General features: G+C 40.7%; 8 protein-coding genes, 1 tRNA gene and 1 pseudogene. 2 read left to right on the plus strand and 8 right to left on the minus strand.

Going from position 1 to position 9,854, the window contains the following annotated elements; translation table 11 throughout:
- Positions 1–478: 478 nt before the first annotated feature.
- The 4 genes from HWQ41_RS20580 to HWQ41_RS20595 all read right to left on the minus strand — a co-directional run bounded on the left by HWQ41_RS20580 (position 479) and on the right by HWQ41_RS20595 (position 3,311).
- Positions 479–551, minus strand: a tRNA-Phe gene (locus HWQ41_RS20580).
- Between the two features lie 74 nt (positions 552–625).
- Positions 626–1,495: a metal ABC transporter permease gene (locus tag HWQ41_RS20585; RefSeq protein WP_292766822.1), complete on the minus strand. Its 870-nt coding sequence runs from the start codon at positions 1,493–1,495 to the stop codon at positions 626–628.
- 11 nt (positions 1,496–1,506) lie between these two features.
- Positions 1,507–2,277, minus strand: a complete 771-nt coding sequence (locus HWQ41_RS20590; protein WP_292766805.1) for a metal ABC transporter ATP-binding protein — start codon at positions 2,275–2,277, stop codon at positions 1,507–1,509.
- Positions 2,278–2,369: 92 nt separating this feature from the next.
- Positions 2,370–3,311: a metal ABC transporter substrate-binding protein gene (locus HWQ41_RS20595; RefSeq protein WP_292766824.1), complete on the minus strand. Its 942-nt coding sequence runs from the start codon at positions 3,309–3,311 to the stop codon at positions 2,370–2,372.
- A gap of 388 nt (positions 3,312–3,699) precedes the next feature.
- Here HWQ41_RS20595 and HWQ41_RS20600 point away from each other — a divergent pair, with 388 nt between their 5' ends.
- A complete protein-coding gene (locus HWQ41_RS20600) occupies positions 3,700–5,322 on the plus strand; it encodes an iron uptake porin (RefSeq protein ID WP_292766808.1) in 1,623 nt (540 codons plus the stop codon).
- A gap of 261 nt (positions 5,323–5,583) precedes the next feature.
- Here HWQ41_RS20600 and HWQ41_RS20605 read toward each other — a convergent pair whose 3' ends face one another.
- The gene (locus HWQ41_RS20605) at positions 5,584–6,294 is read right to left on the minus strand and encodes a PEP-CTERM sorting domain-containing protein (RefSeq protein WP_292766811.1); all 711 of its coding nucleotides are present in this window, start codon (positions 6,292–6,294) and stop codon (positions 5,584–5,586) included.
- Between the two features lie 219 nt (positions 6,295–6,513).
- On the opposite strand from HWQ41_RS20605, the pseudogene HWQ41_RS20610 reads away from it, so the two are divergent.
- A pseudogene (locus HWQ41_RS20610) lies at positions 6,514–6,807 on the plus strand (iron uptake porin); the annotation flags it as partial.
- A gap of 374 nt (positions 6,808–7,181) precedes the next feature.
- Here the strand turns inward: HWQ41_RS20610 and HWQ41_RS20615 are convergent.
- From HWQ41_RS20615 to HWQ41_RS20625, 3 genes are all read right to left on the minus strand, one after another.
- The gene (locus HWQ41_RS20615) at positions 7,182–8,309 is read right to left on the minus strand and encodes a DUF6745 domain-containing protein (protein WP_292766814.1); all 1,128 of its coding nucleotides are present in this window, start codon (positions 8,307–8,309) and stop codon (positions 7,182–7,184) included.
- 63 nt (positions 8,310–8,372) lie between these two features.
- Positions 8,373–9,422, minus strand: coding sequence for a DUF6745 domain-containing protein (locus HWQ41_RS20620; protein ID WP_292766817.1), 1,050 nt, complete (start codon positions 9,420–9,422; stop codon positions 8,373–8,375).
- Complete coding sequence (locus tag HWQ41_RS20625) at positions 9,409–9,702, minus strand: hypothetical protein (protein WP_292766820.1); 294 nt, start codon at positions 9,700–9,702, stop codon at positions 9,409–9,411. Before HWQ41_RS20625 ends, HWQ41_RS20620 begins: the two co-directional genes overlap by 14 nt.
- Between the last annotated feature and the right edge of the window lie 152 nt (positions 9,703–9,854).

Genomic DNA, 9,854 nt, shown 5'->3' on the forward strand with positions numbered 1-9,854 from the left:
GCTTTACCCCTACGAAAGATGTGGTTATTCACGTTACACATATTTACTATTTATTGTCAATGCGTAAGTCCTGATTAAATTAGATTTATTAATATAAATTTAAAAAAGCTTGTAATTAGGAGAAGTTCAGGAGGTAGAGCTTTAGTAGAGTTTTAGTAGACAGAAGGTTAGTAGAGATTGATATCTACTAAGCTTCTCAAACAGCCTAAATCTGCTGAAATGCTTGATATATATAATTTTTTTTTTAATTATGCCAGGAACCGGACTTGAACCGGTGACACGAGGATGCGATCGCAAAGCCCGATGACGATAAACAGAAGGTGGTGATGTTTGTGCTATCAGTTATGAGGTAGCGCTTTCGATCGGGAACTATAACCCGTAAGCCTCCTAGCGATTATGTAGGATATAAGGCTTTTGGCTTATGCCAGTTTTATGCCAGTTTATGCCTTATGCCAGACAGGTTTTTAGCTGTAAAGTATGCCAGGAACCGGACTTGAACCGGTGACACGAGGATTTTCAGTCCTCTGCTCTACCAACTGAGCTATCCCGGCTGGGGCTTTTGTGAGCCACGATTAATAAATATAGCAAACATCAAAGAATATAGCAAGACCTTGGAGAAAAATATTTATGCAGCTTTCAAGCTCAACTTGAACCAGATGAAAACGGCTACAAATAGCAAAAACTGGACAAGAACAATACTTGGGCCAGAAGCAAGGTTGAAAATACCTGATAACATAATGCCAACAATGCTGCTGATGGAACCAACTATCACCGATATGACCAGAAAACGGCTAAAGTGATGACTCATCAGTTTGGCAGTAGAGGCGGGAATAACCAAAAAGGCGTTCACCAATAAAACCCCGACAGCTTTAATCGCTACAGCAACGGCGAGTGAAAGCAAGACCACAAACACGTAGCGGTACAACTGGACGGGAATACCTTGAACTTGCGCTACATCCGGGTTAAGGGTCAATAAAATTTGCTGCCGCAGGGTTGACAGTAAAAATATGCTACCTCCCACAAGTACTAGCAGCGTCAAAATTAAATCTGTGGTATCGATCGCTAGAATATCGCCGAACAGCACAGCCATCAAGTTGCCACGATATCCTTTAATCTGGCTCGTGAGAATCACACCGATCGCTAATGCCCCAGATAGCACTATGCTAAGTACGCTATCGCTAGCTAAGTCGGTTTTGTCGATAAAGTAGAGGACAATAACGCCAAAAACTAAGGTAAAAGGTAACAGCATCCAAGTAGGATTTATTTGTAGCAGCACACCTAACGCCACACCTACTAATGCTGCATGACCAACCGCGTGGCTAAAAAAGGACAACTGGCGCAAGGTGACAAAACTGCCCAACATCCCACCAAGTATTCCCATTAATACAGCACCTACGATCGCACGCTGCATAAAGGGAAATTGTAACAAGCTTACCAAGTCATTGCTATTGGCGATCGCTAGCCTTGCTATCTGACAATCATTGAAGAAATTCATACTTATGGGCATTAATGTTGGTGCTGGTAGCGACTGAAACCTGGGCCATAGGTTGCTAACAGGTTTTGCGGTGAAAGGGCAATTTCCGGCTTACCAGTACAAACAATGCTTTGATTCAGGCAAAGCACGCGATCGCAATGGCGATTTACCATATCAATATCATGAGAAACTTGCAATACCGTCCAACCTTCCTCCCGCTTTAATTCATTTAGCAAAGCATAAAAATCTGCTGTACCTTGCACATCAACACCAGCAAAGGCTTCATCTAGTACCAACAGTTTCCGAGGCATTACCAAACAATAAGCTAATAAAACCCGCTTCAGTTGACCACCGCTAAGAGTACCAATAGCTTGATGCTCTAAATGATAAGCATCAGTTCGCCGTAAAGCTTCTCCTACTGCTGCCGATTTTTCTCGGTCTTGTCTCCACAGCTTGGAGAAAAATGAATTCTTTCTTTTCCCTTCATTAGCCCATCCTAGCCCCACTAATTCCTTGACAGAAATGGGAAAGCTGCGGTCAAAGATGAAGTTTTGCGGCATATAGCCCAACAGGTGACGTAAACGCCCCAGCCTTGCAATTGGACGACCCAATATTTCAATCGTACCAGCACTTCGAGGTATCAAATCTAAAACCGCTTTTACCAAAGTACTTTTACCAGCGCCATTGGGGCCGACGATGGCTGTATCTGTTCCTGGCAACAATTCAAAGGAAACATCTCGAACAGCTAGATAGCTGCCTTGATAGACAGTTAATCCTTCTACTTTCAAAATATTATTAGTCATTAGTCATTGGTCATTGGTCATTGGTTATTGGTTATTGGTCATTAGTCATTGGTCATTTGCAAAGGACAAAGGACAACTAACAAATGACAAACCTATTTACACGCCGTTTCTAGAGTTTGTAAATTAGCTTTCATCGCCTGAAAATAATGTTGCGGATCTGTTTCGCCAGTTTCCAGAGAATCCAGAGGACGCAAAGTTAACTTCAAGTCTTTGGAGAGGCTAACCAGCAGTTTATTATCTACTCCTGGTTCACTAAATAAGGCTTTAACTTTGTACTTTTTCACTGCATTGACTGCATTTTGTACATCCGTTGGTGAAAGTTGATCTTCGGGAATTTGCACCACAGCAACTTGCTTGAGGTTATAACGTTTAGCTAAATATGGAAATGCATCATGAAAGGTAATAAAAGTACAACTAGGAGTTTTCTGCAAAGTCTGCTGAAATTCGCTGTTTAAACTTTCTAATTCTTTAACATAAGCCGCAGCATTGGCCTCATAAGTAGCTTTGTTCGCGGGGTCAGCAGCAATTAATCCATCCCGAATATTTGTTACCTGCTGTTTTGCCAAAATTGGATCTAACCAAACGTGAGGATTACCTTGGGTATGTTCCTGGTCTTTTTCCTCTTGCGTCGTTTTCACAACAGGTGAAATTTCATTTAAGGGTTTAATACCTTTACTAGCATCAATTTCAGTTAATTTGGGATTTTGGGCATTTTTGACAGTATTTTCCAGAAATACCTCCAAACCTAAACCATTTTTTACTAACACATTCGCAGTGGCGATCGCTTTGACATTTTCTGGTGTCGCTTGATATTCATGTACCTCCGTACCAGGTGGCACTAGAATTTCTACATCTGCGACATTTCCAGCCACTGCCTTAGTAAACAAATATATCGGCAAAAATGTCGTCACTATTTTAGTTTTTCCTGACTGCAACCGTGGGGTAGATACAGCTTCCTGTGCTTGCGGCGACTGTTCGGAAGTTGTTCCCTGATTCCTATTCGATTGACTACAGCCAGTCGCCATTGACAACATTAGCAAAGCAATTATGGGCAAAATGCCGCTTCTTTGCCTGCCTGTTCTAAGTCCTGTGCAATTCACAATCACGGTGTTTTCTCCTCAAAGCGGATGCAAGTCTGCTTCTGTCACAATTCCTATTCTGCATTTTATACTATAATAATTCTCATTCTCATTCAAGACACATAATATCATTCTGGGTTTGATGTGTAATGAGTAACAACAAAACTTTTTCAGATGGTACAGCCCTCTGCAATTTAGTTTTCCCTGAATAATTAGGATTTGTTGACTTTTTTTGTTAAAAAGTTTCCTAACTTCTGATAAAATTACTGACAAATATTCTTAGAAAGCCACGTTTTTTTAAACGTGGTTTGGGTGTGAATTGGAGATCGGTGTGAGGAAAAAAATGCAAAAATTCTGTAAATATCTGCTATTTAGTCCAGCAGTCTGCGGTGTAATACTATTTGTGAATACTGCTGCATTTGCAGGTGAAACATCCAGCACGTCTGAAATCAATCAACCGCAAGTTTTAGCTAATCCAGACACAAGAGCTACGAACTTAGCGCCAGATCAGAGAATGGGGCAAGTTACCTCCGTGTCTCAATTTTCTGACGTACAACCCACTGACTGGGCATTCCAAGCATTGCAGTCCTTGGTTGAGCGCTATGGCTGTATTGCAGGATACCCAAATAGCACTTATCGTGGTAATCGGGCATTAACGCGATATGAGTTTGCTGCTGGTTTGAATGCTTGTCTTGATCGGGTTAACGAACTAATTGCTACAGCCACTGGCGATTTAGTTAAAAAAGAAGATTTAGCCACATTACAAAAGTTGCAAGAAGACTTTTCAGCCGAACTGGCGACACTCCGGGGTCGTGTAGATTCAGTAGAAGTACGTACTGCTGAATTGGAGGCGAATCGGTTTTCAACCACAACCAAACTGAATGGGGAAGTGGTAATGGCGATCGCAGGTGTCATAAGTGGAAATACAGTTAATGGTCAAAAAGTCAACCAAAATGTTGTCCTTGCAGACCGGGTGCGTCTGAACCTCGACACCAGTTTCACAGGTCAAGATTTACTCAGAACACGACTTCAGGCAACAAACCTAGACCCCTTCTCTCAGACTGCTACCTTTACACCAGAAGGTGACTTCCGATTTGCTGGTGGTAACAACAGTAATGGAGTTGTGATAGACGCGCTGTTATATCAATTCCCTCTCGGTAAAAAAACAGGCGTCACCCTGGAAGCAAATGCAGGTGCAATTGATGATTTCACCAACACAGTCAACCCGTACCTAGATGGGGACGGTGGTAGCGGTGCCCTTTCCCATTTTGGGACTCGCAACCCAATTTATTATCTAGTCAATGGTACTGGTATAGGAATCAAACACGAGTTCAGTGATAAGCTGGAACTAAGCTTCGGGTATTTAGCGAATGATGCCGCTAACCCTCAGCTAGGCTCTGGACTGTTCAACGGTGCTTATGGTGCTATGGGGCAGTTAACTGTTAAGCCTAGTAACCAAATTACCCTTGGTTTGACCTACATTAACGCCTACAAAAATACTTTTTTTGCCAATGGTAGTGGTGGTAGCAATAACGCTAATGACATATTGCAGAATGCTTCTACTAACTCCTACGGTATAGAAGCATCCTTTCAACCTAGCTCAAAATTTGTGATTGGCGGTTGGGCTGGCTTGACCAAAGCTCGCATCCTTTCAGTTACTCCTGGCGATGCTGACATCTGGAACTATGCCGTCACACTGGCTTTCCCGGATCTTGGTAAAAAAGGTAACATTGCAGGCATTGTTGTCGGTATGGAACCTAAAGTTACCAGTGTGAGCAGTTCTCTCAGCAATGCAGGTATCAACAAAGATCCAGACACTTCATATCACATTGAAGGTTTTTATCAATATCAGCTGAGTGACAATATCAGCATTACCCCAGGAGTTATCTGGCTAACAGCGCCAGATCATAACAATCAAAACGATGATATTGTGATTGGTACAGTGAGAACCACATTCACTTTTTAATTTTCACAATTTTGCTTGAAGACGCAAATTTATCGAAACAGAATTCAGGAGTCAGAAGTCAGAATTCAGAATGAACTCTGACGGATAGCGCAGCGTCTCGTAGAGAGCGTGTTAATTCTGAATTCTGCATTCTTCTTCAATCTTTGCGTCTTCGCTTTTATGTGTGATTTCAAAAATAAAAACCCAGCAAAAAATGCTGGGTTTTATTTCTTAAAACGAGAACGAGATTGTTAGTTTTTCAGACGAGGTAAATAGATTATTTTAAACTAATTTTGATTTCCGTTTGATAAATGACCCCGCACTCACAGCACCAAAGGCTAGTAAACCCAACATAGAAGTAGGTTCAGGGACACTAGCTGCTCTGTAGGCATGGTTATCACTTTCAAATGCAACACCGCTAGAACTTAGAACTACCTTGTTAAAAGTCTGTCCCGGATCTGCGAGGAAATTAACGAAAACATTGTCTTTAGGACTAGTCTGATCACCACCGTTAGTAGTAGTTCCAGGAACACTGAGTCCAGTAAAGGTATTCAACAGAGTATCGCCGTTAAAAAATGCGATCGAATTCAAATTTGAATTAGACTTGTCAACTGAACCCCAGTACAAGCCAAAGTAATCAAGTGCTTTAGCAAAATTAATTGTCACAGAACCAGTGCTGCCTGCAACGCTGGAGCCTATGGGAGAAATAGTTAAATAATTGCTTGTATCACCAGCCGGTGCAGCATATTGATTAGGTTGAGTCCCTTGGACAATTCCATTGGTTGTAGAGTAAGTAGCAAATCCGTTTGGATCGGTTGCTGTCCCTGAATTGAAGTCGATCGTTGTAGCTCCTTGAATATTAGTCTTTTGACCTTCTCCTGGAACAGATATGGAGTTTCCTGTACTCAGGCTAACAGCGCTAGCTGGGTTAGCACTCATCAAAAGAACTGCTGTTCCAACTAAGGCTAATGATAGTTTTTGCACAGTAGACATTGATTTATTTCCTTAAGCATTTGATACCCATACTTTGGCAGATCATCCTGGTATTTGTGTAGTGGGCAGCAATCATTTTTACCAAAACAATTTATTGAGCCAATAAATCTGAAGATGGCAAAAAGATGTTTAAAATAAAGGATGTGAAGGCGATTGCGTCCGAAAAAATCTCTATGTATATACGTAGTTAAATATGAAGGTTGTATAATTATTTAATATGACATCTGGAACTATGCCGTCACACTGGCTTTCCCGCATCTTGGTAAAAAAGATAACATTGCAGGCATTATTGTCGCTATGGAACCTAAAGTTACCAGCGTGAGCAGTTCTCTCAGCAATGCAGGTATCAACAAAGATCCAGACACTTCATATCACATTGAAGGTTTCTATCAATATCAACTGAGTGACAATATCAGCATTACCCCAGGAGTTATCTGGCTAACATCGCCAGATCATGACAATCAAAACGATGATATTGTGATTGGTACAGTGAGAACCACATTCACTTTCTAATCTTTAAAATCTTAGGGACTGACAAGAAATAAATTATCCATCTTGTGGGGTGGGCAGGAAAGCCCGCCCTGAATATGGGACGGGTGTTCGCGTAGCGGCACGTAGTGCGGACACCCATCCCACAAGAAAATTTGGGATTTTTTTTATTTGTCAGTCCCTTATCTGAAGACGCAAAGGATAAATTTGCGTCTTTTCTACGGCTCCAACAAAGAGTAGCGACTTGTTGCTACACCAGTCTACTATCGTTACCATCAGATTAAATCATGTTGAAGTGTAGAGTTGGCTCCTGTGCAGTCAATTTTACTGATGTATAGTAAGATGCATCGTTTGTGTCTATACTTACTATTTTTTTAGTTTGTTGTCCAACTCAAAACTCAGGTTTGCACAGCAAATTCTTCTGGATCAACACCCCAATTTACCCAGCTAATTGCTTCATGCGCTGAGTTCATATTCGGTGGAACTCGCAAGGCGTGAATAAAGCTTGTACTGGGGCAAGTCATTTTTAATAAATAAATTGGCTCGATATCCACATTATTATCAATTTTTAATAGTGTATATTCTTGCCAATTATCTAATTCAATAGCTTGTAATTCTTCGCAAATTCTGGCGTAACCAATACCCTGAATTAGTACTCGCCGTAGTTCGGCATTTCCCTCTGATAAAAGCCATTCAGCTTGCCATTGCTGCGGGTGGATTTTACCGTATTTTTCAGGCAAGGTTACACCGTGGTAGGAATATAGACTATATCCATCAATAAATTCAATGGCGGGTTCGCCTTCAGCATGAAGGCGATTTTGATTGTCGAAGCGAAGATGAAGCGGGCGATCGCATACTATACAAGTATATTTACCTGCGAAAATCCAGCCGCACTCTTTGACTACTGACTCAAAGGAATTCCATTTAACTTGATCGTACACACAATTCAAAACCGAAATACAAAAATCCTTGAAACTTGCACCGCAAGCTAATATTTCATAGTGAATGCAGTCCTCCTTGGCATTTTCCACTTCAAGTTGTAGTTGACTTTCCAATTGTCTGTCTAATTCGCTCCACAATTCCCAGCAATGGGTACAATTATTCATACTATTCTCTAGTTTCCTTGCTAATTCAAAGTTCAGTAGAGAAAGAAGTTCGCTATCAATTTGTTTATATAATTCATCCTCTAGGTCGTTACATACGTTTGCAGGCGGTAGTTCATAAATACCTAATTCCCCCCACAGATCCGAACCATCCCAACTACTACCAAACCAACCGCTACCAAGTTCTTGTGATAATTTGCTTAAATCTTGTGATAATTTGCTTAAAGTAGTTATCAAAGCAGCATTCGGGCTATCATAAAAAACTATCTCAGGTTCTTCCATACCAATCAAAACATAAGTAGCTTTGACCGCTTCCGCCGCTGTTTCACGATCGATTCGCTCAGTTGAAAGCGCGATCGCTCTCCACTTTTCCCGATAAACTGGAATTAAAGCCTCTTGCTCAGGTGTTAGCGTGTAAATCATTTTTACTAATCAAAAATTTTCATCTATTTGAACAATTTATAAATGGGAAAGTCCCTTAAGCAATTATGTTTGCACACCAAATTCTTCTGGATCTACATCCCAATTTACCCAGCGAATTGCTTCACGCGCTGAGTTCATATTTGGTGGAACTCGCAAGGCGTGAATGAATCTTGTAGTGGGGCAAGTCATTTTTAATAAATAAATTGGTTCTTCGTCAACATCAGCATCAATTTTTAATAGTGTGTATTCAGCCCAAGTATCTAATTCAATAGCTTGCAATTCTTTGCAAATTCGGGTGTAACCAATACCCTGAATTAACACTCGGCGGAGTTCGGCGTTTTCCTCTGATAAAAGCCATTCAGCTTGCCATTGCTGCGGGTGGATTTTACCGTACTTTTCAGGCAAGGTTACACCGTGATATGAGTAAAGGCTATATCCATCAATAAATTCAATGGCGGGTTCGCCTTCAGCGTGGAGGCGATTTTCATTGTCGAAGCGCAGGTGAAGCGGGCGATCGCATATTATACAAATTTTTTCAAATGGAGAAATCCAACCACAAAACCTTGATAGAGACTGTAAGCTCTTCCATCTCATTTTGTTGTAAGAACAATTTAATACAGACACATAAAAATCTACCCAACAACAACGGCTAGCCAAATATTGCGATTTAAACCAAAGACGATCTAAATTAATTTTATGAATTTTGAATTTTGATTTCTTTTCTAATACATATTCAAATATAACAAAATCTCGGTTGAAGATAGTTAATTGTCTCATAAGCGGTGTGTCTATTTGGTATGATAATTCTAAATTTTTATTAGTTAAAACTGTAAAAATATAGTTCATAAACTCATTATTTAAATTTATGACATCTATGTTGTTTGAATTTAATTTAGGATACTTTTTAAGAATTTTTGTTAAACCAGCATGAGGACTGTCACAAAAAATAATTTCCGGTTGTTGTTTACCGATAGCTGTATATGCAGCTTTAACAACTTCTGCCGATTTTTCACGATCAATTCGCTCAGTTGAAAGCGCGATCGCTCTCCACTTCTGGCGATAAACTGGAATCAAAGCTTCTTGCTCAGGCGTTAACTTTTCAATCAGCGACATAACGCCAACCTTCAGGCTCATATTCCCGTTGAATTTTCACCATCCAATGACCTTGGGGAATAGAAATAGCTTTATGCTCCTCATGAGCTAGCAATGCCGTCTCTGAAAACACACGCAAATAAAGTGTGCTATCTTTTTCGTATAATTCCGCCTTTCCCTCAGTAATCCGATGTTTATGACCCGTAACTTCGCCTTCTGCCAAAGTTAAATGAGGTATTTTTTCTCCTTCAACCTGCTGCACAGGTAGTAAAATTACATCACCTTGACGAATTGCTTGCATAGTTTTGCTTCTCATGAGATGGGTACAAACCCCACTTCGCTTTTGCTCTCAAGTTTGATTTAATTTTGGCACAAGCTCTATTAGAGTGGGGCATTGGGCATTGGGCATTGGGCATTGGTTATTTCTTCTCCACTCCCCACTCCCCACTCCCC

Source organism: Nostoc sp. NOS(2021) (assembly GCF_017115025.1).
Classification (GTDB): domain Bacteria; phylum Cyanobacteriota; class Cyanobacteriia; order Cyanobacteriales; family Nostocaceae; genus Nostoc.